The sequence below is a fragment of the Leclercia adecarboxylata genome, from assembly GCF_035787115.1.
GTDB classification, from domain to species: domain Bacteria; phylum Pseudomonadota; class Gammaproteobacteria; order Enterobacterales; family Enterobacteriaceae; genus Enterobacter; species Enterobacter adecarboxylatus_E.
In genome coordinates this window covers 591,733-615,802 of sequence record NZ_JALKTL010000003.1, presented here as the reverse complement: position 1 = coordinate 615,802, position 24,070 = coordinate 591,733, and the positions used below count along the sequence as shown (strand labels likewise).

The window sequence follows — 24,070 nt, the reverse complement described above, 5'->3', positions numbered from 1 at the left end:
ACCGACCCCAAAGGGCACCCCGGAATATGTGCCGATACGTGTGTGTTGTTACACAAAGTGAGATTTGTCGCTCCCGTCCATCCTGTGTATCTGAAATGGATCGGAAGTCCGGCGCGCTTTATACCACAAAACGCTACCTGAAACCAACAATTGTTGGCGGTGTGTGCGGTAAAGGAATCTCAATTTGGCAGCATGTGCGCCAGACTGATACCATTGACAACACTTAGACTAGTATTGTCGAAAAAAACGACACTGATGGACAGATTACATGGCTATCTCTATTAAGACACCTGAAGAAATTGAAAAGATGCGCGTCGCCGGTCGTCTGGCCGCAGAAGTGCTGGAAATGATCGAACCCTTCGTTAAGCCGGGCGTCAGCACCGGTGAACTGGACCGTATCTGCAACGACTATATCGTCAACGAGCAGCACGCGGTCTCCGCCTGCCTCGGCTATCACGGCTTCCCGAAATCCGTCTGTATTTCTATTAATGAAGTGGTCTGCCACGGCATTCCGGATGACGAAAAACTGCTGAAAGATGGCGACATCGTCAACATCGACGTCACTGTCATTAAAGATGAATACCACGGCGACACCTCTAAGATGTTTATCGTCGGCAAACCCACCATTCTGGGTGAACGCCTGTGTAAAGTGACCCAGGAGAGTCTCTACCTGGCACTGAAGATGGTAAAACCCGGCATTCGCCTGCGTACCCTCGGTGCGGCGATTCAGAAATTTGTTGAAGCACAGGGTTTCTCTGTGGTGCGTGAATACTGCGGTCACGGTATTGGTCGCGTTTTCCACGAAGAACCGCAGGTTCTGCACTATGATGCCGATGACGGCGGCGTGGTGCTGCAGGCGGGCATGACCTTCACCATCGAGCCGATGGTCAACTCTGGCGATTACCGCATCCGTACCATGAAAGATGGCTGGACGGTGAAAACCAAAGACCGGAGCTTGTCTGCCCAGTACGAGCATACTATTGTGGTGACAGACAACGGCTGCGAAATTCTGACGTTACGCAAGGATGACACCATCCCGGCGATACTTTCGCAAGACGCATGATAAGAAGCCGGCAAATGCCGGCTTTTTTAATGGCTATCGTTTTTTCTTATGGGTGGCGCGCAATGAGTAACCTTTTACCCGAACAGTATGCCAATACGGCACTCCCCACCCTTCCTGGTCAGCCGGATAACCCAGGCGTCTGGCCAACGGCCGAGCTGACGTGCGCGGGTATCAAAGCGCATATTGACACTTTCCAGCGCTGGCTGGGGAACGCCTTTGACAGCGGGATCTCCGCCGAAGCGCTGATTGAGGCGCGTACAGAATTCATCGATCAGCTCCTGCAGCGTTTATGGATTGATTACGGCTTTGGTCAGTTGGGCGATGTCGCGCTGGTGGCCGTCGGCGGCTATGGTCGTGGCGAGCTGCATCCGCTTTCGGATATCGACCTGCTGATTCTGAGCCGCAGAAAGCTGCCTGATGAACAGGCGCAAAAAGTGGGCGAACTGCTGACCCTGCTGTGGGACGTCAAGCTGGAGGTCGGCCACAGCGTGCGCACGCTGGAAGAGTGCCTGTTAGAGGGGTTATCCGATCTCACGGTCGCCACCAACCTGATTGAATCGCGGCTGCTGATTGGCGATGTAGCGCTGTTTCTTGAGCTGCAAAAGCATATTTTCAGCGAGGGATTCTGGCCATCGGAGAAATTCTTCGCCGCCAAAGTCGATGAACAGCAGGTGCGTCATCAGCGCTACCACGGTACCAGTTACAACCTGGAACCCGATATCAAAAGCAGCCCCGGCGGCCTGCGCGATATCCATACCCTGCAGTGGGTGGCCCGCCGCCATTTTGGCGCCACCTCGCTCGATGAGATGGTTGGCTTTGGATTTCTCACCGAAGCGGAACGTACCGAGCTGAACGAGTGTTTACATCTGCTGTGGCGTATTCGTTTTGCGCTGCACCTGGAAGTCACCCGCTACGACAACCGTCTGCTGTTCGATCGTCAGCTGAGCGTTGCCCAGCGCCTGCACTACAGCGGCGAAGGCAACGAGCCGGTTGAGCAGATGATGAAAGATTTCTTCCGCGTCACCCGCCGCGTAGGTGAACTCAACCAGATGCTATTGCAGCTGTTTGATGAGGCAATCCTCGCCCTGACTGCCGATGAGAAACCGCGTCCGATCGATGATGAATTCCAGCTGCGCGGCCCGCTGATCGACCTGCGCGACGAGACGCTGTTTATCCGTAAGCCGGAAGCGATCCTGCGGATGTTCTATACCATGGTACGTAACAGCAACATTACCGGGATCTACTCTACGACACTGCGCCATCTGCGCCATGCCCGTCGTCATCTCAAGCAGCCGCTGTGTTACATCCCGGAGGCGCGCTCGCTGTTTCTGAGTATGTTACGTCATCCGGGCGCGGTAAGCCGTGGGCTGCTGCCGATGCATCGTCACAGCGTGCTCTGGGCCTATATGCCGCAGTGGTCGCATATTGTCGGCCAGATGCAGTTTGATCTGTTTCATGCCTACACCGTCGATGAACACACCATCCGCGTAATGCTGAAACTGGAGAGCTTCGCCAGAGAGGAGGTGCGAAGCCGTCACCCGCTCTGCGTTGAACTCTGGCCGCGCCTTACCAACCCGGAGCTGATCCTGATTGCCGCACTGTTTCACGATATTGCCAAAGGGCGCGGCGGCGACCACTCGATACTGGGCGCGGAAGACGTGCTGAAGTTCGCCGAGCTTCACGGACTTAATTCGCGGGAAACCCAGCTGGTCGCCTGGCTGGTTCGTCACCATCTGCTGATGTCTGTGACCGCCCAGCGCCGCGATATTCAGGATCCCGAGGTGATCAAACAGTTTGCCGAAGAGGTGCAGACGGAAAATCGCCTGCGTTTTCTGGTCTGCCTGACGGTCGCTGACATCTGCGCCACTAACGAAACGCTGTGGAACAGCTGGAAGCAAAGCCTGCTGCGCGAACTCTATTTCGCTACCGAAAAACAGCTGCGTCGCGGGATGCAGAATACGCCGGATATGCGCGAACGCGTGCGCCATCACCAGATGCAGGCGCTGGCGCTGTTGCGGATGGAAAATATCAGCGAAGCGTCGCTGCATCTGATTTGGGCCCGCTGTCGCGCCAACTATTTTGTGCGCCACAGTCCAAACCAGCTGGCCTGGCATGCGCGCCATCTGCTAAAGCACGATCTGACGAAGCCGTTGATCCTGCTAAGCCCGCAGGCGACCCGTGGCGGAACGGAGATCTTTATCTGGAGCCCCGACCGCCCCTACCTGTTCGCGGCGGTTTGTGCGGAACTCGACAGACGTAATCTCAGCGTTCACGACGCGCAGATTTTCACCACCCGCGACGGCATGGCGATGGATACCTTTATTGTTCTGGAGCCGGACGGCAGTCCGCTGTCGGCAGACCGTCATGAACCCATTCGCTACGGTCTGGAGCAGGCGATTACCCAGCGCAGCTGGCAGCCGCCACAGCCGCGTCGGCAACCAGCAAAACTGCGCGCCTTTACCGTCGATACCGAGGTCAATTTCCTGCCCACCCATACCGACCGTAAGTCGTTCCTGGAGCTGATCGCGCTTGACCAGCCGGGGCTGCTCGCCCGGGTCGGGCAGGTTTTTGCCGATCTGGGAATTTCGCTGCATGGCGCCAGAATTACAACCATTGGCGAGCGAGTAGAAGATTTATTTATAATCGCCACCGCCGACCGTCGTGGGCTTAATAATGCCCTGCAACAGGAAGTGCAACAACGGTTGACAGCAGCCCTCAATCCAAACGATAAAGGGTGATGTTTTTTTTACCTGGAAAGAGTTGAACTATGCAGCAGTTACAGAACGTTATTGAGTCCGCTTTTGAGCGTCGCGCCGAAATCACTCCGGCAAATGTGGATACCGTGACCCGTGAGGCGGTAAATCAGGTTATCTCTCTGCTTGATTCCGGCGCGCTGCGTGTAGCCGAAAAGATCGACGGTCAGTGGGTCACTCACCAGTGGCTGAAGAAAGCGGTACTGCTCTCTTTCCGTATTAACGATAACCAGGTTATCGACGGTGCGGAAAGCCGCTACTTCGATAAAGTACCGATGAAATTCGCGGATTACGACGAAGCGCGTTTCCAGAAAGAAGGTTTCCGCGTGGTGCCACCGGCAGCCGTTCGTCAGGGTGCATTTATTGCCCGTAATACTGTGCTGATGCCCTCTTACGTCAACATTGGTGCTTATGTTGACGAAGGCACTATGGTGGATACCTGGGCGACCGTTGGCTCCTGTGCGCAGATCGGTAAAAACGTTCACCTCTCTGGCGGCGTGGGTATCGGTGGCGTTCTTGAGCCACTGCAGGCGAACCCAACTATCATCGAAGACAACTGCTTCATCGGCGCACGCTCCGAAGTGGTTGAAGGCGTGATTGTAGAAGAAGGTTCCGTGATCTCCATGGGCGTGTACATCGGCCAGAGCACCCGTATTTACGATCGTGAAACCGGTGAAGTACATTACGGTCGCGTTCCGGCGGGCTCCGTGGTGGTATCCGGTAACCTGCCTTCTAAAGATGGCAAATACAGCCTGTACTGTGCGGTTATCGTTAAAAAAGTCGATGCGAAAACCCGCGGCAAAGTTGGTATCAACGAACTGCTGCGAACCATCGATTAATCGGGTATAACAAAAAGCGGGGGCAACCCCGCTTTTTTTGTATCTGAGGGTGGCGAAAATAGATTTTTTCGTGAATTATTCATGGGTTATGTTGAGATCAAGGGTACCGCTATGTACGATAATCTGAAAAGTCTGGGCATTACTAATCCTGATGAAATTGACCGTTACAGCCTCCGTCAGGAAGCCAATAACGATATCCTGAAAATCTATTTCCACAAGGATAAAGGCGAGTTCTTCGCCAAGAGCGTAAAGTTTAAGTATCCGCGCCAGCGTAAAACTGTCGTAGCCGACGGCATCGGCCAGGGGTACAAAGAGGTACAGGAGATCAGCCCAAATCTGCGTTATGTGATTGATGAGCTGGATCAGATTTGTCAGCGCGATCGTACTGAAGTGGATCTGAAGCGTAAGATCCTTGATGACCTGCGCCATCTGGAAAGCGTGGTTGCCCACAAGATCACGGAAATCGAAGCGGATCTTGAGAAGCTGACCCGTAATAAATAAGCCGCTGTGTGCCGGGTGGTGGCTTCGCCTTACCCGGCCTACCAAACCGTAAGCCCGGTAAGCGCAGCGCCACCGGGCAAAAATTACCGCTGCTCGTCTAACTGCAGCGCCACATACAGTAATAGTCGGTCGTCAAAATTCCCCAGATCCAGTCCCGTTAACTCCGAAATACGGTTCAGGCGGTACTCCAGCGTATTACGGTGGATGAAGAGCGCTTTCGACGTGGCCAGCGGCTGAACATTATGGCGGAACCAGGCCTGCAACGTACGCCGCAGCAGGCCGTTGTTGTCCATCGCCTTCAGACGCACCAGCGGACGCGCCAGCTCGTTGGCCTGCCAGCCGCCACGCAGGCTGTCCAGCAGCACCGGCAGCATCAAGTCCTGGTAAAAATAGCTGCGATTTTCCGGCATACGCTGTTTACCCACCATCATGGTCGTACGGGCCGTACGCCAGGAGCGGGCAATGCTGCCCGGGCCGGTAAAGTAGTTACCTAATGCCACCCGAAAACGCAGTTGCCCGTTCTCTTTCATCCGCGCAATCAGCTGTTCCACGCGCCGACGATGATCTTCCGCATCCCAGCGACCAAACTGATTTAACGCCGGTTTCAGCACTACCATCTCGGTTAACGAGACGATCGCCACCAGGTTGTTGCGCTCCGGCGTCGCCAGCGCATTTTGCAGCTGCTGCAGCTCCACCATGGCGCTGTCGACCCCCAGCTGGCCGCTGTCGACCTCGATCACCGCCACGACACGGGGCTGGTTGAGATCAATGCCCAGACGTTGCGCCCACTCCGTGAGCGCCGGGGTATGCTCTTCCGCCTGGATCAGGTTCATGACCAGCTCTTCACGCAGACGACTATCCTGCGCCAGCAGATGCATCAGGCGGGATTGCTCCAGCATCATCTCCGCTGTCATACAGACCAGCTCACCGTATTTGCGCAATGACTCCGGCTCGCCGGTCAGACCGATAACGCCGACAATTTCGCCCTCCAGACGCAGCGGCAGGTTGATCCCCTGACGAACGCCGTGAAGATGCCGCGCCACCGCGTCATCAATATCTACCACGCGCCCCTGAGAGAGCACCAGCAGCGCACCTTCGTGCAATTCCCCAATACGTTCGCGATCGCCACTGCCAATGATCCGTCCGCGAGCGTCCATCACGTTGATATTGGTGTCGATGATGCGCATTGTTCGCGCCACGATATCCTGCGCCATTTTGGTATCAAGATGCCAGCCAGCCATGTCGCCCTCCTCTGAGCAGAGCTCAAGCATAAGGAAGAATAATTCGTGCTGCATTGTGCGAATGCACAAACTCAGGGGGAGAAGTATGGACTTGTGGAAGGGTTCACAGAAAGGAAGGAAAAAGCCCCTGTTTCCAGGCAGAAACAGGGGCTGAACGGGTTACTGCATCAGCAGATAAAGGGAGGTGTCGCCACGCTGGATGTTCAGCGCCAGTACCGACGGTTTGCTGTCGAGAATTTTGCGCAGTTCAGCGATGTTCTTAACCGGCTGCTGGTTAGCACCGATAATTACATCCCCTTTCTTCAGGCCGATACGGGCAGCCGGGCTGTTGGCTTTGACGTTATCTACCGACACGCCTTTATCCTGCCCTTTGTTACTCATATCCGCACCTTCGATGCCGCTGAAGATCGTACCAGCGTCAACCTGATTCTGGCTGCTCTGCTGCAGTTCCAGATTTACGGTCACCGGTTTACCTTCACGCAGCAGGCCCAGCGTCACTTTACTGCCAACCGGCATAGAGCCTACTTGTGCACGCAGTGCCGCGAAGCTGCTCACCGGTTTGCCGTTCAGGGTAGTGATCACGTCACCGGCCTTGATCCCCGCCTTCGCCGCTGAGGAGTTTGGCATCACCTGGCTGACAAAGGCGCCGCGCTGGGCGTCAACCTTCATGGCTTTTGCCAGCTCGGAGTTGAGCTCGGTGCCCAGGATCCCCAGCTCACCACGTTTAACCTGGCCAAACTCAACCATCTGTGACGTCAGATTTTTCACCATGTTGCTTGGGATGGCAAAGCCGATGCCGATATTGCCGCCGTCTGGCGCAAGGATCGCAGTGTTAATCCCGATCAGCTCACCGTTCAGGTTGACCAGTGCGCCACCAGAGTTACCGCGGTTAATCGCTGCATCTGTCTGAATAAAGTTTTCGTAATTTTCCGCGTTCAGACCGCTACGGCCGAGGGCTGAAACAATACCGGAAGTGACCGTTTCACCCAGACCGAACGGGTTACCGATAGCCACGGTGTAATCCCCTACGCGCAGCGCGTCAGAGTCAGCCAGCTTAATCGCGGTCAGGTTTTTTGGATCCTGAATCTGAATCAGGGCGATATCAGAGCGTGGATCTTTCCCGACCATTTTGGCGTCGAGCTTACGCCCGTCGCTCAGCTGAACCTTAATGCTGCTGGCATTATCTACCACGTGATTGTTAGTCACGACGTAGCCTTTGGCCGCATCAATAATAACGCCTGAACCCAGCGCCATAAACTTCTGCTGCTGGCCGCCGCCGTTGCCGACGCTATCGCCCTGACAGAATGGCGAGCTCTGGAACGGTGAACCCTCCTGGCAGAACGGCGAGTTATCGCCGAAGAACTGCTGGAAATTACGCGGCATGCGTGGGGTGTTAACGGTCGTGCTGCCCTCGACATTGATACTGACCACCGATGGCATCACTTTTTCCAGCATCGGCGCCAGGCTTGGCATCTGCTGTGCAGTGGCTGCCGACGATACGGTCTCCGCTGCGCTGGCAGACAGAGGAGACAGCGCTAATCCTAAACTCAGAGCCAGTGCACTCATTGCTAAAGTGGTTTTTTTCATGTTTCTTAATCTCGATTTACAGGTCACGCACAATTGCTGTGTATATCAGATTCGTTTTGCCGCGCTTAGTTCCGGTATTAAGTTTCTGGAAAAAGTAAAAATTTATTGTCCATCTTTACAAAACTCACGCTTATTCCACCGCCATCAGCTTGCGGTATTCATCCCATGCATACAAGTCCGTCATTCCGCTAATATAGTCCTGGATCAGGCGGCAGCGATAATAAAACTCCAGTACCGGCCAGTCCGCATGCTGCCTTTCTAATTTACTGATTGATTCCACATATGCCAGCCGATGGCGCGTCGAAAGTTTATGAAATAGTCGGGATTCAATCGGAAAACGGCGTACCCGCTCCTTTTCTACCAGCTCGCTAAACTCGTCTACGGATAATTGCAGCAATGGACGATAGATCTCCAGCAGGCCGGTTATCACGCGATAGCCTTGTAATTCCAGCTGCTCGACCTCGGGATGGCTGAACACATGTCGCATCGCAACATTCTTATATAGCTCAAGCAGTTGACTGAAGTCACTGTCATCCTCCAGCAGCGCATGGTTAAATTCGCCGCGGTAAATTTCCTCAATATTGTCTATAAAACGCTCAGCCGCATAGGGCACCAGTTTATTAAGGGTATTGACGCGTAAATACATAAAGAACTGATCTTCAGTGCTGCGGCTGAGGGAGTTGGAGCGCGATTTCTCCCAGGCGTTTTCAACAACCTGCGAAAACAACGAACCTTTTTCATGGTTACCCCAGGCATCATAAAGATGCTGATAAAGCCCCTCAACGCTGAATATTTTTTTTTCAACCGCGTCTTCCAGGTCGGCGACGCAATAGGAGATATCGTCTGCCGCTTCCATAATCCAGGTTAATGGAAAACGACCATACTGCGGAAGGGAGAGTTCCTGACGGAGTCGCTCTATATAGGTCTCTTCAGAGAAATAATACCCCGGCTTTTTCATTAAATAATTGTGCGTTGCGGGAGGATCGCCCTGCCACCAGGCTGGACGAGTATATTTCAGAATACAGCCGACCTGCGCCCAGGTAAGGTTCATGCGCATCAGGGAGTGCACAAGCCGGATGCCCTGGGCGTTGCCCTCAAAATGACACAGATCCTGGCGCACCTTACGCCGTAGCGCGTTCAGCACTTCTTCGCCTTCACGCAGCCGCAGATCCTGCACCAGGCAACGATCGTCGCTCAGCGGCTGGCTTGCCGCATCAGAGGGAAACAGGCGCTGGCGGAACCAGTCATTGATCGCCGCTTCACCAAAATGACCAAAGGGAGGATTACCAATATCGTGCATCAGGCACGCCATCTCAACGATGCTTTCGAACGGCCCCGTCAGCTCATCCAGCCCGTAGGTTGCCAGCAGCCGCTGCTCTTTAAGCCGGCTTAAGATCTCTTTCGCGATATAGCGGCCAACCTGCTGAACCTCCAGCGAGTGGGTGAGCCGGGTGCGCACGGCCGCGTTGCGTTCGAGTGGGAAGACCTGCGTTTTTTGCTGCAACCGACGGATCGCCGGTGAGTTAATGATGCGTCCGCGGTCGCTTTCGAAGATCCGCAGGATCTCATGTTCGCTCTTGTTCCCCTGTGGGGAGCGGTAGCGACGATGCCAGTTAATTTTGGTGCGAAAATCGATTGGTGCCATGTGCTCCCCCGCGTGAGAATGCGTTTCCCCTGAAGCGCATGATAGACTATGCATCTTAACAAGGCACATCGCGAGTAAATCTATGAAAATCGGTATTATTGGAGCAATGGAAGAAGAAGTTACGCTGCTGCGTGACAAAATTGAGAACCGTCAGAGCCTCTCTCTGGGCGGGTGCGAGATCTACACCGGCACGCTGAACGGTACTGAAATTGCTCTGCTGAAATCGGGTATCGGTAAGGTCTCCGCCGCGCTGGGTGCCACCCTGCTGCTCGAGCGCTGCAAGCCAGATGTGATCATCAACACTGGCTCTGCGGGCGGCCTCGCGCCAACCCTGAAAGTGGGTGACATTGTGGTCTCTGACGAAGCGCGCTACCACGACGCCGATGTGACCGCCTTTGGTTACGAGTACGGCCAGCTTCCGGGCTGCCCGGCAGGCTTTAAGGCCGATGAAAAACTGGTTGCCGCCGCACAAAGCTGCATCGAAGAACTGAACCTCAACGCCGTGCGCGGCCTGATTGTCAGTGGCGATGCCTTTATCAACGGCTCCGTGAGCCTGGCGAAAATCCGTCACAACTTCCCGCAGGCGATTGCTGTGGAGATGGAAGCGACCGCCATCGCCCACGTTTGCCATAACTTCAGCGTGCCGTTCGTGGTGGTTCGCGCCATCTCCGACGTGGCCGATCAGCAATCTCACCTGAGTTTCGACGAGTTCCTCGTGGTTGCCGCCAAACAGTCCAGCCTCATGGTTGAGACGCTGGTACAGAAACTGGCGCGTGGCTAAGCCGCTCGTCAGAGCGCTTCTTGCGCTGTTTCTGCTGACACCGGCGTGGCTTCTGGCTGCGCCGCGTGTTATCACCCTTTCCCCGGCAAATACCGAACTGGCGTTTGCGGCCGGAATTACCCCCGTCGGGGTCAGCAGTTATTCCGACTATCCCCCCGCAGCAGCTAAAATTGAACAGGTCGCCACCTGGCAAGGCATGAACGTTGAACGCATCGTTGCGCTTAAGCCCGATCTGGTGCTGGCCTGGCGCGGCGGGAATGCAGAACGTCAGGTAAACCAGCTCTCTTCGCTCGGGATAAAAGTGCAGTGGATCGATGCCACCAGTATTGAGCAGATTGCTAAGGCCCTTCGCGATCTGGCCCCCTGGAGCCCGACGCCGGAACAGGCGCAACAGGCCTCGCAGCAGATGCTGGCCGATCTGGCAGCCCTGAAGGCTACCTACGGCGCGATGCCGAAAAAGCGGGTATTTATCCAGTTTGGTCAACAACCCCTGTTTACGACCAGCAAGAGCTCCCTGCAGCATCAGGTGGTAGAGCTTTGTGGCGGTGAGAATATCTTCGCTGGCAGTCGGGTGCCCTGGCCCCAGGTGAGCCGCGAGCAGGTGCTGGCGCGTCAGCCGCAGGCGATAGTAGTGGCGGGTTCCGCAGGAGATATCCCGAAGACAGAGCAGTACTGGCAAAGTCAGTTAAAAATACCGGTAATTGCCCTTAAGAGTGACTGGTTTGAGCGCGCGAGCCCGCGTATTATCCTCGCCGCAAAACAACTCTGCTCTGCGCTGTCACAGAGCCATTAATTTTCTCGAGGATGACGATGCTCGTTTACTGGCTGGATATTCTTGGCACAGCCGTTTTTGCGATTTCCGGCGTTCTGCTGGCCGGTAAATTACGTATGGATCCATTTGGCGTCCTGGTGTTAGGCGTGGTCACCGCCGTTGGCGGCGGCACCATCCGCGATATGGCGCTCGATCATGGTCCGGTGTTCTGGGTCAAAGATCCCACCGACCTGGTGGTGGCGATGGTCACCTGTCTGTTAACCATTATCCTCGTTCGCCAGCCGCGCCGCCTGCCGAAATGGCTGCTGCCGGTGCTGGATGCCGTCGGCCTCGCGGTGTTTGTCGGCATTGGGGTCAACAAGGCGTTTATGGCTGGAACCGGCCCGATGGTGGCGATCTGTATGGGGGTAGTCACCGGCGTGGGCGGCGGAATTATCCGCGATATTCTGGCGCGTGAAGTGCCAATGATCCTGCGAACGGAAATCTACGCCACAGCCTGTATTCTGGGTGGGATCGTCCATGCCACGGCCTGGTACACTTTTCATGTTCCGCTGGAGCAGGCGGCAATGCTCGGGATGGTGGTGACGCTGGGGATCAGGCTGGCGGCAATCCGCTGGCACCTGAAACTGCCGACCTTCGCACTGGATGATAACGGGCGTTCATAAAACAAAAACGGTAACCTGAAGGTTACCGTTTTTCGTTTGTTTATCGCCGCACAATTTTAGATGCTGAACGAAGAACCACACCCACAGGTGCTTGTCGCGTTCGGGTTGGTTACCACAAAGCGCGAACCTTCCAGACCTTCGGTGTAGTCAACGGAGCCACCGACCAGGTACTGCAGGCTCATCGGGTCAACGACCAGCGCGACGCCCTGCTTCTCGATGGTCATGTCGCCATCATTAACCTGATCGTCAAAGGTGAATCCATACTGGAAGCCGCTGCAGCCGCCGCCGGTAATGTATACACGTAATTTCAGCTCCGGATTGTCTTCATCGGAAATCAGGTCTTTTACTTTTTTGGCTGCTGCTTCGGTAAACTGCAACGGCAGCGCTACGTCATCACTCATCTTATGCTCCCATGAATACTTCTGGTGGGTAAAAAACACCCAATTCTTGTTGTCATTATCTAATACCCTGGTAATTCATTCAAGTATTCTGCTTCGCCAGGGTACGGGCAAGAATGGTGGAGTATAGCGGTTTCCCGCCAAGGAACTGGGCCAATAGTGTGGCCCCAAGGCAGGTAATGATCATTGGCAAAATGAGCTGGTAATTGTCGGTCATCTCCAGCACCAGCACAATGCCGGTCAGCGGCGCGCGCACTGAGGCCGCCAGCAGCGCCCCCATTCCCGCGATGGCAAAAGTGCCTGCGTCAAGCTGATACGCCGGGAAACCAGCCGCCGCCGCCATACCAAATGCCGATCCCAGCAGCGTGCCCAACGCCAGCATCGGAGCGAAAATTCCGCCCGGCGCGCCGGAAGAGAAACAGAGTAGCGTCGTGGCCGTGCGCACGATAAAGAACAGCAGCAGCAGGCCCACGCTGTAGTTCCCGGCGGCGGCAATGGGGATTAGTGCAAACCCGCCGCCTGAGATTTCTGGCATGATCATCCCCAGCACACCGCACATCCCGCCAATCAGGCCGCCCACCAGCACCCATTTCGTAATGTTTCCGCCGTGAATACGCTGGAACAGATCCTGAGTACGCAGCACCAGCGCGTTAAACAGCGGGCCGACGATGCCAAAAATCATGCCGAGGATCAGATACAGCCAGAGGGTATTGACCGGCGCACTGGACAGCTTGCCGACCTCAATCACGGCTCCCTCCCCATTGCACAGGCGATAGACAATGCTCGACATGATCACGCCGGTAAAGACGGCTTTGATGGAGATAAGGTTGTAGCGAAACTGCGGACGCATCTCTTCGATGATAAACAGGATACCGGCCAGCGGCGCGTTAAACGCAGCAGACAGACCCGCCGCCGCCCCCGTCGCCAGCAGCGTATGACGCGCTTCGCCGCTGCGCAGCCGGAAGAGATCGACGACCATACGGCCGATATTGCCGCCGAGCTGCACCGTCGGCCCTTCACGGCCCAGCACCATCCCCGCCCCCAGCGTGCCCATACCGCCGATAAATTTCACCGGCAAGACGCGCCACCAGCGTACCGGTCGCAGCTCTTCCAGCGCCCCTTCGATTTCCGGAATGCCCGACCCACCCGCTTCCGGGGCATATTTTCGCACCAGGAAGTACCCCACCATCGCCAGCAGGGCAGAGAAAATAAAGGCCATCGGCCAGATCACATAGGGCTGATCGGCCCAGCCCGCCAGAGTACCGATGCGCCAGTACATCACCGCATTGACGGCTCGCTCAAAGGCCACGCCAACCAGCCCGGCCAGCGTACCGACCAGGGCTGCCAGCAGCAGGATCGCCAGCGGCGTTTTATCCCGGTTGAGGAGGTGACGGATTTTGACCCGACGCCGCATCCGCGCGTATTGCTGCATTTCAAAAGAGGGAGTATCAGTTTTCATCGCATGATCATTTATAGGTATGACAAATAGCAGGCCGCCATTTTAAAGGGCCGGGCCGCCAGCGTCGCGCCATTTTAATTAATGAATGTAACCTTTAAGGCGCGCAAACGTGCATAAGCAAGGGCGAATCACTTAGAATAGTACGCTTAATTCTTATTCCAGAATCAGGAACCACGCCATGAGTAAGTCTGAAACCTTGTACAGCGCTGCCCGCGAGCTTATCCCTGGCGGTGTTAACTCCCCGGTCCGTGCCTTTACCGGCGTGGGCGGTACACCGCTGTTTATCGAACGTGCCGATGGCGCCCGTCTGTATGATGTGGATGGCAAAGCCTATATCGACTATGTCGGCTCATGGGGCCCGATGGTATTAGGGCATAACCACCCGGCTATTCGCAACGCGGTGATCGAGGCGGCGGAGCGCGGTTTAAGTTTCGGTGCCCCTACCGAGATGGAAGTCAAAATGGCGGAGCTGGTCACCGAACTGGTTCCGACTATGGATATGGTGCGCATGGTGAACTCCGGTACCGAAGCGACCATGAGCGCCATCCGTCTGGCGCGTGGCTTTACCGGCCGCGACAAAATCATCAAGTTCGAAGGCTGCTACCACGGTCATGCAGACTGCCTGCTGGTGAAAGCCGGTTCCGGCGCGCTGACCCTCGGCCAGCCGAACTCCCCGGGCGTTCCGGCGGACTTCGCGAAGCACACCCTGACCTGCACCTATAACGATCTCGATTCAGTGCGTGCCGCATTTGAACAGTACCCGCAGGAGATCGCCTGCATTATCGTCGAGCCGGTGGCAGGCAATATGAACTGCATTCCACCGCAGCCGGATTTCCTGCCGGGCCTGCGTGCGCTGTGCGACGAGTTCGGCGCGCTGCTGATTATCGACGAAGTGATGACCGGTTTTCGTGTGGCGCTGGCGGGCGCCCAGGCCTATTACGACGTGGTGCCGGATCTGACCTGTCTGGGCAAAATCATCGGCGGCGGTATGCCGGTGGGCGCCTTTGGCGGTCGCAAAGAGGTGATGGACGCGCTGGCGCCAACCGGTCCGGTTTACCAGGCAGGCACCCTCTCCGGTAACCCGATTGCGATGGCGGCCGGTTTTGCCTGCCTGACCGAAGTTGCCCAGCCGGGGATCCACGCCACCCTGACCGACCGCACTACCCAGCTGGCAAACGGCCTGCTGGAAGCAGCGGAAGATGCGGGCATCCCACTGGTGGTGAACCACGTTGGCGGTATGTTCGGCATCTTTTTCACCAGCGCCAAAACCGTGACCTGCTATCAGGACGTGGTGCAGTGTGACGTTGAGCGCTTCAGGCGTTTCTTCCACCTGATGCTGGAAGAAGGCGTTTACCTGGCGCCGTCGGCGTTTGAAGCGGGCTTTATGTCAGTTGCGCACAGCGAAGAAGATATCAACAACACCATCGACGCGGCGCGTCGGGTGTTTGCGAAGCTCTGATGATGTTGTTTGTCGGGTGGCGGCCTGATGCCCTCACCCCAACCCTCTCCCACAGGGAGAGGGAGCACACATAAAAAACGGCAACCCATGGTTGCCGTTTTGCATTGACCTCGTAGGCCGGGTAAGGCGAAGCCGCCACCCGGCTTTTTTACCGGCTCTGCTTACGCAGAAGATAGATAAAGTACGGCGCGCCGATAAAGGTGGATAACAGCCCCGCCGGGATCTGATACGGGAACAGCACCATCCGGCCACACCAGTCAGCGAACACCAGCAGTATTCCCCCGATTAACGCCGACATCACAACGTGCGGCATCGTCCGCCGGAAGCCCATCATCCGCGTGATATGCGGCGCCATCAGCCCGATAAAACTCAGCGGACCGATGGTCAGGGTCGCGGTCGCCGTCAGCGCCGCCGCCAGCAGCAGCAGGCCGATTCGCGAGCTGTTCAGCGCCATGCCCACTGAACGGGCCGTATCGCCACCCAGCGGCAGCACCGTCAGCCAACGGCGACACAGCGGGACCAACGCCAGCAGGACGATCATCGCCATCCCGGTGCTCATCACCTGCTCGGTCGTCGCGTTATAGGTTGAACCGGAGATCCAGGTCAGGATCTGCGCCATGCGCGGATCGCCGCTGGCCTGGAGCATCATCAGCAGCATAGTGAAGGCGGTACTCAGCGCCATCCCCGCCAGCAGCATCCGGTGCGGCGAGAACCCACCGCGCCCGGCGGAGACCAGGATGATCAGCAGCGTTGCCGCGGCGCCAAGGCTACCCGCCGGCATCAGCCAGCCAAAGGCATTACCCGGCACAAAAAAGAGCATCAGCACCACGCCAAATGCCGCACCGGAGCTTATCCCCAGCACTTCCGGGCTCGCCATCGGGTTGCCGGTGAGCCGCTGAATAATGCAGCCCGCCACCGCCAGCATTACCCCGGCCATCAGGGCGGCAAAAATACGCGGCGCGCGCCACGGGAGCAGTTCATCGAGCATCGCCCCGTTCGCCCAGTGCCAGCCCGCTGCATCACGGCCAAACGCCATCGCCGCCATCACGGCCAGCAGCAGCACCGCCCCGCCCGCCAGGGCAAACCACACCACGTGGTGGCGCTCAGCCTGCACTTTGTCGCCCGCATTCATCGCCGGGGCGCTCATGCTTCGCAGACGCGGCAGCAGCCACAGCAGCAGCGGCGCGCCAATCAGCGCGGTTACGGAACCGGTGGAGACTTCCATCCACACCCGGGTCAGCCAGAGGATCACCTGGTCGGAAAGCCAGAGGATCAGTGCCCCAATCAGCGGGGCCAGCATCAGCCGGGAAAGCAAGCGTCGTGCCCCGAGCATTTTCGCCAGCAGCGGCGCGAAGAGGCCGATAAAGCCGATGATGCCCACGGCGTTCACCAGCAGGGCGCTTATCACAATCGCCAGCGTCAGCGCCGCCAGCCGCGCCAGCGACAGCGCCAGCCCGAGGTTGCGCGCCACGCCATCATCCAGCCCCATAAGAGTAAGCGGGCGCAGCAGCAGCAGGGTCAGCACCACGCCGCCCAGCAGCTGCGGCCACAGGCGCTGGACGATGCTCCAGTCGGTTTGCGTCAGCGGCCCGGTACTCCACAGGAACATGCTCTGCAACTGGTCGTGGTGGAAAATCGCCAGCAGCTGATTAACCGCCCCGCAGTACAGGCTCACTACCAGACCGGCGAGGATCAGCGTCACCGGCGAGAGGCGTTTACCCCAGGCCACGCCAAACACAATCGCCCCCACTACGCAGGCACCCACCAGCGCGGCAAACTGCGGTGCCAGCGCCCCCGGCAGCGCCCACAAAGTGACGATGGTCATCCCCAGCTGGGCGCCGGTTGCCACGCCAAGAGTGGTCGGCTCCGCCAACGGGTTACGCAGCACCTGCTGGAACAGCACGCCCACCAGCCCAAGCCCTGCCCCCACCAGCAGTGAGATTGCCAGTCGTGGCAGCAGGCTGTAGTGGAACAGCATCTGTTGAATATTGTCGATATCCGGGGCGACCAGCGCCGCTCCCCACTGGCCGCGCGGCAGCGCCAGGTTCAGGTTCCACCAGGTTAAGCCCAGCGCGACAACCAGCAAGAGCGCCATAAACAGCGCCGGGAAAAGGGCAATCCGTGACCTCATGCCTGGCCTCCCAGTGCGTTATCGAGCACCCGGGCAAAATGCATGGCCGACAGCGTCGCGCCGTAGAACCACACCGCCGGCACGCGCTTAACGCGCTGCTGGCGGACAAAGGGCATCGCCTGCCACAGCGGCGTCGCCATTAAGGTCTGCATTTCGCGCTCGTTACCGTGATCGAAGCACAGCACATCCACATCCTTAAACGCCGCCAGACGATCGATGCCGACGGCAGTGCTGCCCCAGAAGGTCATCTCCCCTTCCCAGGCGTTTTTAATGCCATAGCGATCCAGCACTTCCTGGAACAGGCAGTTATTGCCAAACACCAGCATATGGCGGGCGTCGAGCAGTGTAACCATCAGCAGCGGACGATCGCCGCGACCGGCAAAGCGCGGTTTGTAACTGTCAATCACGCTGTCGAAATGATCGAGATGCTCGCGGGCTGCCTTTTCCAGATTCAGGAGCTGCGCCATCTCGGTTAAGGATTTACGGGCATTGGCCAGCGGCTTTTTACCGTCGCTGAAGGCGAAACCGCGCCCTGGCGCAATCCGCGCCAGCTTCTCTTCCGACGGGCCATAGCCTGCCGACCAGACCAGGTATGAAGGTTTCATCTGGGTGAGCAGTTCGAGGTTAGGCTCGGTACGCAGGCCGATGTCGATAACCGACTCCGGCAGCCGCGGCTCGTTCACCCACAGGGTGTAGTTGGGAATATCGGCCACGCCGTAAGGGGTCACGCCGAGCGCCAGTAGCAGTTCAACGGGGAGCCACTCCAGAGCCACAATGCGCTCGGAATCAACAGCAGCGGCGTGGGCCGGGCCCATTTTCCACAGTAGCGGCGACAGGGCCATGGCCGTCAGCAGCCGACGGCGGCTAATCATTAAATCAGGCATCAATAGACAAAGCTCACCGGTGCCGCTCCGGCAGGATGCGGCAGAATACCCATTGGAATTCCGTAAATGTTTTCCAGCGTCTCGCTGCGCATCAGCTCGTCCGGCGTGCCTTGCGCGATCATCTCGCCGCCCCGCAGCGCCACCAGATAGTCGCAGTAACGCGCCGCCATGTTGATGTCGTGCAGCACCGCAATCACGGTCAGGCCACGCTGCTGGCTTAAACGATGCACCAGCGCCAGTACGTCCACCTGATGAGCGATATCAAGAGCGGATGTCGGCTCATCCAGCAGTAAACAACGGCTGTCCTGCGCAACCAGCATGGCAATCCACGCCCGCTGGCGCTCGCCGCCGGAGAGGCTATCCACCAGACGGTGAGCCAGCGGCTTTAAGCCCACCAGCGTAATCGCCTCTTCCACTTTCTCGCGGTCGGCCACGCCAAAACGGCCCAGCGCGCCATGCCACGGATAACGCCCGATCGCCACCAGCTCGCGGACGGTCATCCCTTCCGCCTGCGGCAGCTGCTGGGGCAGATAGGCGACTTTGCGGGCAAAGGCTTTGCTGTTCCAGCTCTCCAGCGGCTGTCCGTCCAGCAGAATATCGCCCTCTGAAGGCGGCTGATGACGGCCCAGCATCTTCAGTAAGGTGGATTTTCCGGAGCCGTTATGGCCGATAAGGCCGGTCACCTGGCCTGCGGGAAAGGTCAGCGAAAGCGGATGCAGCAGCGTGCGTCCGGGAACGCGAAAGGAGACGCTATCAAGCGCGAAAGTGGTATCAGAGTGCGGGTTGTTTTCCTGCATGTCAGCCAACTTAAGTAAAGAAAAGGGCACGAAAAACGTGCCCAAGTTTAGAGATTAGAAGCGGAAGGTCGCCGTCGCGACAACCTGACGTTCAGCACCCCAGTAGCAAGCATATTCGCTATAGCAACTGGAGACATATTCACGATCAAAGATGTTATTAACGTTGACGCCTACTGAAGAACCAGGCAGTCCGAAGCGTGCCAGATCGTATTTCACGGTTGCATCCACCAGCGCATAGCCTGCCACGTTAAATGACTGGTAAGCTTTTGAAGATGTGGATGAATAGTAGGAGACCGTATTACCGATGTAACGGGTACCCGCACCGACAGTCAGGCCGCTCAATGCTGTTTCGTGGAAGGTGTAATCTGCCCACAACGAAGCCATGTTACGTGGCACCTCTGCCGGACGTCGTCCTTCATACCAGGTATCGTGCGTGTACTCTGCATCAGTGTAGCTATAGGAGGCAGTCAGGTCGATATTGGCACTTACTGCCGCTTTGGCTTCCAGTTCAAAACCACGTGAGCGAATTTCACCGCCCTGCACACTAAAGCCGCTGGTCGGATTTGCCGGATCGGCAGTCAGGTTATTGTTCTTGGTCAGCTGATACACAGCAGCCGTTACAACAACAGGCAGATCTTTCGGTACGTATTTCACGCCCGCTTCATATTGCTTACCGCGCGCCGGATCAAATGGTTTACCGCCCTGCGTTCCACCGGAAATAGGCTCGAAGGATTCGCTGTAGCTGAAGTACGGCGTGATACCGTTGTCGAACAGGTAGTTGATCCCACCACGCCAGGTGAATGCCTGGTCGTTGATTTCAGCCGTAGTGTTAGTGGAACGTGTCAGCGTTGAAGTTTTGGCGAAATCATAGCGTCCGCCAAGTGTCAGAACCCATTTATCCCATTCAGCCTGATCTTGTGCGTAAAGGCCCGTTTGTTCCTGACGATTAAGCACGGCATACGGGAAGTTCACATTGATATTCGCATCATTGTGCTGCGGATTGGTCATGCTGATTGGGTCAGCGGTGCCATAGTCAGCATCAATATCGTTGCGCATGCGCAGGTAATCGACACCCGTTAACAGGGTATGGTCGACTGCACCTGTCGCAAATTTGGACTGCAACTGCGTATCAACGGTGAACGAGTTAAGATTTTCATCAGAGCGCACATAAGCGCGGCTGATTTGCGCAGGGGCGATATAGCCGTTGCCATAAACAGAACGGTAAAGAGTGTTAACTTTGGTATAGCGTAGGTTTTGACGCACGGTAAAGGTATCGTCAAATTGATGCGAGAAGCTGTAACCCACCATTTTCTGGCGACGGGAAATTTTGTTGTCTTCATCCCCTTCATTGAAATCGGTCGGCAGCTTGTGTGCGTTTCCATTGGCATCATAGTAAGGCACTACGGTACCTTCCCGTGGCAGCCAGCCGTAGTAGCCCGCATCCGGGTCGCTCTGGAAGTTACTCAGGAAAGTGAAATCGGTTTTATCGTCAGGACGCCAGCTGAATGAAGGCGCAACTGCATAGCGCGTCGACTTGACCATTTCCTGCTGCGCATTTTCACTACGACCCAGGCCAGTCAGGCGGTATGACCAAATGCCGTTGTCATCAATCGCATCACTGAAGTCAAACCCAGTTTGCCACAGGTTATCGGTGCCCATCTTAAACTGAATTTCTTTCAGCGGTTCGGTGGTTGGGCGCTTGCTGACCATACTGACCACACCACCGGGATGGCTTTTGCCATACAGGACGGAAGTTGGACCACGCAGCAATTCAACACGTTCAAGGAAATACGGATCCATGGACGCTTCAGAATAGTTATCACCCTGCAGCTTCATTCCATCCAGGTACTGGTTAGTATTCACGGTACTGGAGGTAGTGAAGCCACGGATGGAAACCACGTCGTATGTCGTCGACGCGCCGCGCGTGGCAAAGACACTTGGCGTATAGGCCAGAGCTTGCTTAACCGTACCCGGCTGTTTCATGTCCATTTCTTCACGCGTGACCACGGAAATAGACTGCGGAGTTTTCTCAATCGGAGTATCAGTTTTAGTGGCTGTTGCAGTGTGTTTAGCCGCAATGGTCGCCGCTGGACCCCATGCGCTCTCCTGTGGAGCAGGCGCTGCGGTGACGGTGATAGTTTCTTCTTTTTTAGGGGTCTCGGCAGCGTGAGCGTAAGCAGACATGCCGCTAACCGCTGTGGCTACAACAACTGCGATTTTACGCAGCGAAGATTGCATTGGCTGAGCAGTTTTTGAAAGCGCCATTGGTATCTCTCTGATGAAAGAGTGAATGATAACGTAAACGAGAATTATTATTATGACCGCAGCATATTATGCGAAACATTCACGGCATAGCAAGCGATATGCGGCCCTACAGGGAATGAGGGTATAAGAATTAAACAATGCGATATGAAGGGTTAATAAACGGGATTGATACTGTAGAAGAGGTGTTGAATTGAGGTGAAAATTCCCTCTCCCGCAGGAGAGGGAATGGGGATTAGTTACCGCCGAACATATCCTTGATCCAACCGGCGACGCCGTCGCTGTCCTTCTTCTCATTCTGCTGCTGCGGCTGCTGCTGTTGAGGCTGCTGCTGTTGCGGCTGAGGAGAAGACTGCTCAAACGGGTTGCCCGTTGGCTGCGGCGCTGGCACCTGGCACAGGGAGTCCGGGTTCGAGGTCCAGACCGGTACGCTACGCATCCCGCCGCCACAGACGAAGTTGCCCGACTCATCCACGCCCATATCCACGATATCTTCCGGTGGCGTCAGGGTTAATGGAACCGGCGACTGGTTAGCCAGATAGCGCTGATAAATCGACATCGCCCCGCTGGCGCCATACAGCTTCGTCGGCTGGTTGTTGTCGCGTCCTACCCAGGTGATCACCACTTCACGCCCGTCGATGCCCGCAAACCAGGTATCGACATTGTTGTTGGTGGTCCCGGTTTTACCCGCCAGATGCAGGCCCGGATACTTGGCCCCCAGCTGACGCCCGGTACCGCGCTGCACAACCTGCTGCATGGTCCACAGGGTCATATAGGCGGCCTGCGCCGGTACAGCACGCTCCGCCTGCGGGAAGCTCTGGTACAGCGGGGTGCCGTCTTCGGCAATCACTGAACGCAGCGCAGAAAGTGGAGCACGGTTTCCGCCGCTGGCAATGGTCTGGAAGGCCTGCGCCACTTCGATTGGCGTCAGGTTCAGGGCCCCCAGCAGCATAGCCGGAACCGGATGCAGCTGATCTTTCGGTACGCCCAGCTTCAGCCAGGTATCCGTTACCGCAGGCAGGCCCAGCGCCATCCCGAGGTTAACCGTCGGCACGTTCATGGAACGCGTCAGGGCATCCACCAGCATCACCTGTCCACTGTACTGCTTATCGTCGTTCTGCGGCGACCACACCTGACCGTTCGGCTGGCGCAGGGCAATCGGGGCATCGGCGATCCAGGTGTTCAGACGATACTGGTTCGGCTGGCTCAGGGCGGTGAGATAGGTCGCCGGTTTTGCCAGAGAACCGATCGAGCGGCGCGCCTGCATGGCGCGGTTATAGCCCGCAAACTGCGGCTCTGCGCCACCGACCATCGCCCGCACCTCACCGGTGGTGCGATCGACTACCACCATCGCGGTCTCAAGATCGCTCAGCTTACGCTGTTTTTTCAGCGCCGGAATGCCTTCCACCGCCGCCTTCTCAGCGGCATCCTGCGCCACGGAGTCAAAGGTAGTGAAGATCTTCACGCCGGAGAGATCTTTAACTTTATCGCCCAGTTTAGCCTGCAGCTCCTGACGCACCATCTGCATAAACGCAGGCTGCGGGGAGATGACGCCGCCGCGCGGCTGCACGCCTAACGGACGCGCGCTGAGCATATCGTACAGCTCCTGGTCGATCACCTGCTGCTGTTGCAGCAGACGCAGCACCAGATTACGCCGCTCCAGCGCCAGTTTCGGGTTACGCCACGGGTTGTAGATGGATGCGCCCTTAACCATGCCCACCAGCAGCGCCTGCTGGTCGAGGCTCAGCTCTTCCACCGGGCGGCCAAAGTAGTAGAGGCTCGCCAGCGGGAAGCCGCGGATCTCGTTGTCGCCGCTCTGACCGAGGTAGACCTCGTTCATGTACAGCTCAAGAATGCGATCTTTGCTGTAGCGGGCATCCATCAGCACGGCCATATAGGCTTCGTTGGCCTTACGCCAGTAGGAGCGTTCGCTGGAGAGGAACAGGTTCTTCACCAGCTGCTGGGTCAGGGTACTTGCCCCCTGCACCGTCCGTCCGGCGGTAAGGTTCGCCAGCACCGCACGGCCAATAGAGTACAGACTTACGCCATCGTGCTCATAGAAGTGACGGTCTTCGGTCGCCAGCAGCGTATCCACCAGCAGATCCGGGAAGCCGTTACGCGCGACAAACAGGCGCTGCTCGCCGTTTGGCGAGGAGAGCATGGTGATCAGCCGCGGATCGAGACGGAAGAAACCGAACTGGCGGTTGTTATCCATGTTCTCGATGGTGTCGATATGATCGCCATCGAAGGTCAGACGCGCGCGCACCTGCCCCTCTTTGCTGTCCGGGAAGTCAAACGGACGGCGGATCATCTCAATGCTTTTCGCCTGCACCGTAAACTCGCCGGGACGGGTCATCTTCGTCACCTGACGGTACTGGGTCGCCTCCAGCAGCTTGACCATCTCGTTCTTGCTGATGGTCATTTCCGGCTCAAGGTTAACCATCCGGCCATAGACCGCCGCAGGCAGCTGCCAGACTTTTCCGTCGATACGGCTGCGGATCTTTTGATCCAGATAGACGCCGTAGATCGCCAGCAGAACGACAAAAACAACAAACAGCTTCAGCAGCAGCCAGAACCAGCCGCGCTTGCCACGAGGTTTGCGTCCTTTACCTTTGCCTTTTCCTTTACGTGGCGCGGGTGCGTCATCGTCGTACTCATTGTCAACATCATCGTCATACTCCTCATCCCTGAGGCGTCGACGACCTGCCTTTTCTTTTGCCGGACGTGCAGGTCTTCCTTTACGTCCAATTGGCTCGCGGTCATTCCCCGCCATGCTTTCTCTCCGCAACTATCAGGCGCAAAGGCCCGATTCTCTGGTCTTCCCCCTGATGGA

The 24,070-nt window shown here is 57.0% G+C and carries 18 protein-coding genes; 8 read left to right on the top strand and 10 right to left on the bottom strand.

Annotated features, from left to right (window positions below; genetic code table 11):
* Positions 1 to 268 precede the first annotated feature (268 nt).
* From map to MXM41_RS13665, 4 genes are all read left to right on the top strand, one after another.
* On the top strand, positions 269 to 1,063 hold the full coding sequence (map, locus tag MXM41_RS13680) for a type I methionyl aminopeptidase (protein ID WP_138370465.1): 795 nt from the start codon (positions 269 to 271) through the stop codon (positions 1,061 to 1,063).
* Positions 1,064 to 1,125: 62 nt separating this feature from the next.
* Positions 1,126 to 3,801 (top strand): bifunctional uridylyltransferase/uridylyl-removing protein GlnD, encoded by a 2,676-nt coding sequence (glnD, locus tag MXM41_RS13675; RefSeq protein ID WP_325932525.1) that lies wholly within the window; start codon positions 1,126 to 1,128, stop codon positions 3,799 to 3,801.
* Between the two features lie 29 nt (positions 3,802 to 3,830).
* Positions 3,831 to 4,655 carry a 2,3,4,5-tetrahydropyridine-2,6-dicarboxylate N-succinyltransferase gene (gene dapD / locus MXM41_RS13670; protein ID WP_008501915.1) on the top strand — a complete coding sequence of 275 codons (825 nt, stop codon included), beginning with the start codon at positions 3,831 to 3,833 and terminating at the stop codon, positions 4,653 to 4,655.
* Positions 4,656 to 4,766: 111 nt separating this feature from the next.
* Entirely contained in the window at positions 4,767 to 5,156 is a 390-nt protein-coding gene (locus MXM41_RS13665) for a DUF3461 family protein (protein ID WP_032616607.1), read from the top strand.
* 83 nt (positions 5,157 to 5,239) lie between these two features.
* On the opposite strand, the gene cdaR is transcribed toward MXM41_RS13665, so the two are convergent.
* The 3 genes from cdaR to dgt form a co-directional block, all read right to left on the bottom strand.
* Positions 5,240 to 6,397 (bottom strand): DNA-binding transcriptional regulator CdaR, encoded by a 1,158-nt coding sequence (cdaR, locus tag MXM41_RS13660; RefSeq protein ID WP_039030313.1) that lies wholly within the window; start codon positions 6,395 to 6,397, stop codon positions 5,240 to 5,242.
* A gap of 159 nt (positions 6,398 to 6,556) precedes the next feature.
* Positions 6,557 to 7,984: a serine endoprotease DegP gene (gene degP / locus MXM41_RS13655; RefSeq protein ID WP_325932521.1), complete on the bottom strand. Its 1,428-nt coding sequence runs from the start codon at positions 7,982 to 7,984 to the stop codon at positions 6,557 to 6,559.
* A gap of 130 nt (positions 7,985 to 8,114) precedes the next feature.
* Positions 8,115 to 9,629: a dGTPase gene (gene dgt, locus MXM41_RS13650; RefSeq protein WP_325932520.1), complete on the bottom strand. Its 1,515-nt coding sequence runs from the start codon at positions 9,627 to 9,629 to the stop codon at positions 8,115 to 8,117.
* An 82-nt stretch (positions 9,630 to 9,711) separates the two neighbouring features.
* Between dgt and mtnN the strand changes: the two genes are divergently transcribed.
* Genes mtnN through MXM41_RS13635 form a run of 3 tightly spaced genes read left to right on the top strand, consistent with a single transcriptional unit; the run spans position 9,712 to position 11,847 of the window.
* On the top strand, positions 9,712 to 10,410 hold the full coding sequence (gene mtnN / locus MXM41_RS13645; RefSeq protein ID WP_325932519.1) for a 5'-methylthioadenosine/S-adenosylhomocysteine nucleosidase: 699 nt from the start codon (positions 9,712 to 9,714) through the stop codon (positions 10,408 to 10,410).
* Positions 10,403 to 11,203 carry a vitamin B12 ABC transporter substrate-binding protein BtuF gene (gene btuF / locus MXM41_RS13640; protein WP_325932518.1) on the top strand — a complete coding sequence of 267 codons (801 nt, stop codon included), beginning with the start codon at positions 10,403 to 10,405 and terminating at the stop codon, positions 11,201 to 11,203. The genes mtnN and btuF overlap by 8 nt, the downstream gene beginning before the upstream one ends.
* A 17-nt stretch (positions 11,204 to 11,220) precedes the next feature.
* Entirely contained in the window at positions 11,221 to 11,847 is a 627-nt protein-coding gene (locus MXM41_RS13635; protein ID WP_325932517.1) for a TRIC cation channel family protein, read from the top strand.
* A gap of 56 nt (positions 11,848 to 11,903) precedes the next feature.
* Here MXM41_RS13635 and erpA read toward each other — a convergent pair whose 3' ends face one another.
* Both erpA and clcA read right to left on the bottom strand, forming a co-directional pair.
* Complete coding sequence (gene erpA / locus MXM41_RS13630) at positions 11,904 to 12,248, bottom strand: iron-sulfur cluster insertion protein ErpA (RefSeq protein ID WP_039030319.1); 345 nt, start codon at positions 12,246 to 12,248, stop codon at positions 11,904 to 11,906.
* Between the two features lie 79 nt (positions 12,249 to 12,327).
* Positions 12,328 to 13,704 carry a H(+)/Cl(-) exchange transporter ClcA gene (gene clcA / locus MXM41_RS13625; RefSeq protein ID WP_325932516.1) on the bottom strand — a complete coding sequence of 459 codons (1,377 nt, stop codon included), beginning with the start codon at positions 13,702 to 13,704 and terminating at the stop codon, positions 12,328 to 12,330.
* A gap of 178 nt (positions 13,705 to 13,882) precedes the next feature.
* Here clcA and hemL point away from each other — a divergent pair, with 178 nt between their 5' ends.
* Positions 13,883 to 15,163: a glutamate-1-semialdehyde 2,1-aminomutase gene (gene hemL, locus MXM41_RS13620; protein ID WP_325932515.1), complete on the top strand. Its 1,281-nt coding sequence runs from the start codon at positions 13,883 to 13,885 to the stop codon at positions 15,161 to 15,163.
* Positions 15,164 to 15,311: 148 nt separating this feature from the next.
* On the opposite strand, the gene fhuB is transcribed toward hemL, so the two are convergent.
* The 5 genes from fhuB to mrcB all read right to left on the bottom strand — a co-directional run bounded on the left by fhuB (position 15,312) and on the right by mrcB (position 24,010).
* Complete coding sequence (gene fhuB / locus MXM41_RS13615; protein ID WP_325932514.1) at positions 15,312 to 17,294, bottom strand: Fe(3+)-hydroxamate ABC transporter permease FhuB; 1,983 nt, start codon at positions 17,292 to 17,294, stop codon at positions 15,312 to 15,314.
* On the bottom strand, positions 17,291 to 18,178 hold the full coding sequence (gene fhuD, locus MXM41_RS13610; RefSeq protein WP_418936785.1) for a Fe(3+)-hydroxamate ABC transporter substrate-binding protein FhuD: 888 nt from the start codon (positions 18,176 to 18,178) through the stop codon (positions 17,291 to 17,293). Before fhuD ends, fhuB begins: the two co-directional genes overlap by 4 nt.
* Complete coding sequence (fhuC, locus tag MXM41_RS13605; protein WP_325932510.1) at positions 18,178 to 18,975, bottom strand: Fe3+-hydroxamate ABC transporter ATP-binding protein FhuC; 798 nt, start codon at positions 18,973 to 18,975, stop codon at positions 18,178 to 18,180. The genes fhuD and fhuC overlap by 1 nt, the downstream gene beginning before the upstream one ends.
* Before the next feature lie 54 nt (positions 18,976 to 19,029).
* On the bottom strand, positions 19,030 to 21,240 hold the full coding sequence (gene fhuA, locus MXM41_RS13600; RefSeq protein WP_325932509.1) for a ferrichrome porin FhuA: 2,211 nt from the start codon (positions 21,238 to 21,240) through the stop codon (positions 19,030 to 19,032).
* 232 nt (positions 21,241 to 21,472) lie between these two features.
* Entirely contained in the window at positions 21,473 to 24,010 is a 2,538-nt protein-coding gene (gene mrcB / locus MXM41_RS13595) for a bifunctional glycosyl transferase/transpeptidase (protein WP_325932508.1), read from the bottom strand.
* Positions 24,011 to 24,070: the final 60 nt, after the last annotated feature.

Bases quoted from the DNA above. Each gene is read 5' to 3' on its own strand.
- MXM41_RS13635 (WP_325932517.1), top strand. From the start codon at position 11,221: ATGCTCGTTTACTGGCTGGATATTCTTGGCACAGCCGTTTTTGCGATT.
- hemL (WP_325932515.1), top strand. From the start codon at position 13,883: ATGAGTAAGTCTGAAACCTTGTACAGCGCTGCCCGCGAGCTTATCCCT.
- dgt (WP_325932520.1), bottom strand. From the start codon at position 9,629: ATGGCACCAATCGATTTTCGCACCAAAATTAACTGGCATCGTCGCTAC.
- fhuA (WP_325932509.1), bottom strand. From the start codon at position 21,240: ATGGCGCTTTCAAAAACTGCTCAGCCAATGCAATCTTCGCTGCGTAAA.
- mrcB (WP_325932508.1), bottom strand. From the start codon at position 24,010: ATGGCGGGGAATGACCGCGAGCCAATTGGACGTAAAGGAAGACCTGCA.
- fhuC (WP_325932510.1), bottom strand. From the start codon at position 18,975: ATGCAGGAAAACAACCCGCACTCTGATACCACTTTCGCGCTTGATAGC.
- MXM41_RS13665 (WP_032616607.1), top strand. From the start codon at position 4,767: ATGTACGATAATCTGAAAAGTCTGGGCATTACTAATCCTGATGAAATT.
- mtnN (WP_325932519.1), top strand. From the start codon at position 9,712: ATGAAAATCGGTATTATTGGAGCAATGGAAGAAGAAGTTACGCTGCTG.
- dapD (WP_008501915.1), top strand. From the start codon at position 3,831: ATGCAGCAGTTACAGAACGTTATTGAGTCCGCTTTTGAGCGTCGCGCC.
- map (WP_138370465.1), top strand. From the start codon at position 269: ATGGCTATCTCTATTAAGACACCTGAAGAAATTGAAAAGATGCGCGTC.
- erpA (WP_039030319.1), bottom strand. From the start codon at position 12,248: ATGAGTGATGACGTAGCGCTGCCGTTGCAGTTTACCGAAGCAGCAGCC.
- fhuD (WP_418936785.1), bottom strand. From the start codon at position 18,178: ATGCCTGATTTAATGATTAGCCGCCGTCGGCTGCTGACGGCCATGGCC.
- fhuB (WP_325932514.1), bottom strand. From the start codon at position 17,294: ATGAGGTCACGGATTGCCCTTTTCCCGGCGCTGTTTATGGCGCTCTTG.
- degP (WP_325932521.1), bottom strand. From the start codon at position 7,984: ATGAAAAAAACCACTTTAGCAATGAGTGCACTGGCTCTGAGTTTAGGA.
- cdaR (WP_039030313.1), bottom strand. From the start codon at position 6,397: ATGGCTGGCTGGCATCTTGATACCAAAATGGCGCAGGATATCGTGGCG.
- glnD (WP_325932525.1), top strand. From the start codon at position 1,126: ATGAGTAACCTTTTACCCGAACAGTATGCCAATACGGCACTCCCCACC.
- clcA (WP_325932516.1), bottom strand. From the start codon at position 13,704: ATGAAAACTGATACTCCCTCTTTTGAAATGCAGCAATACGCGCGGATG.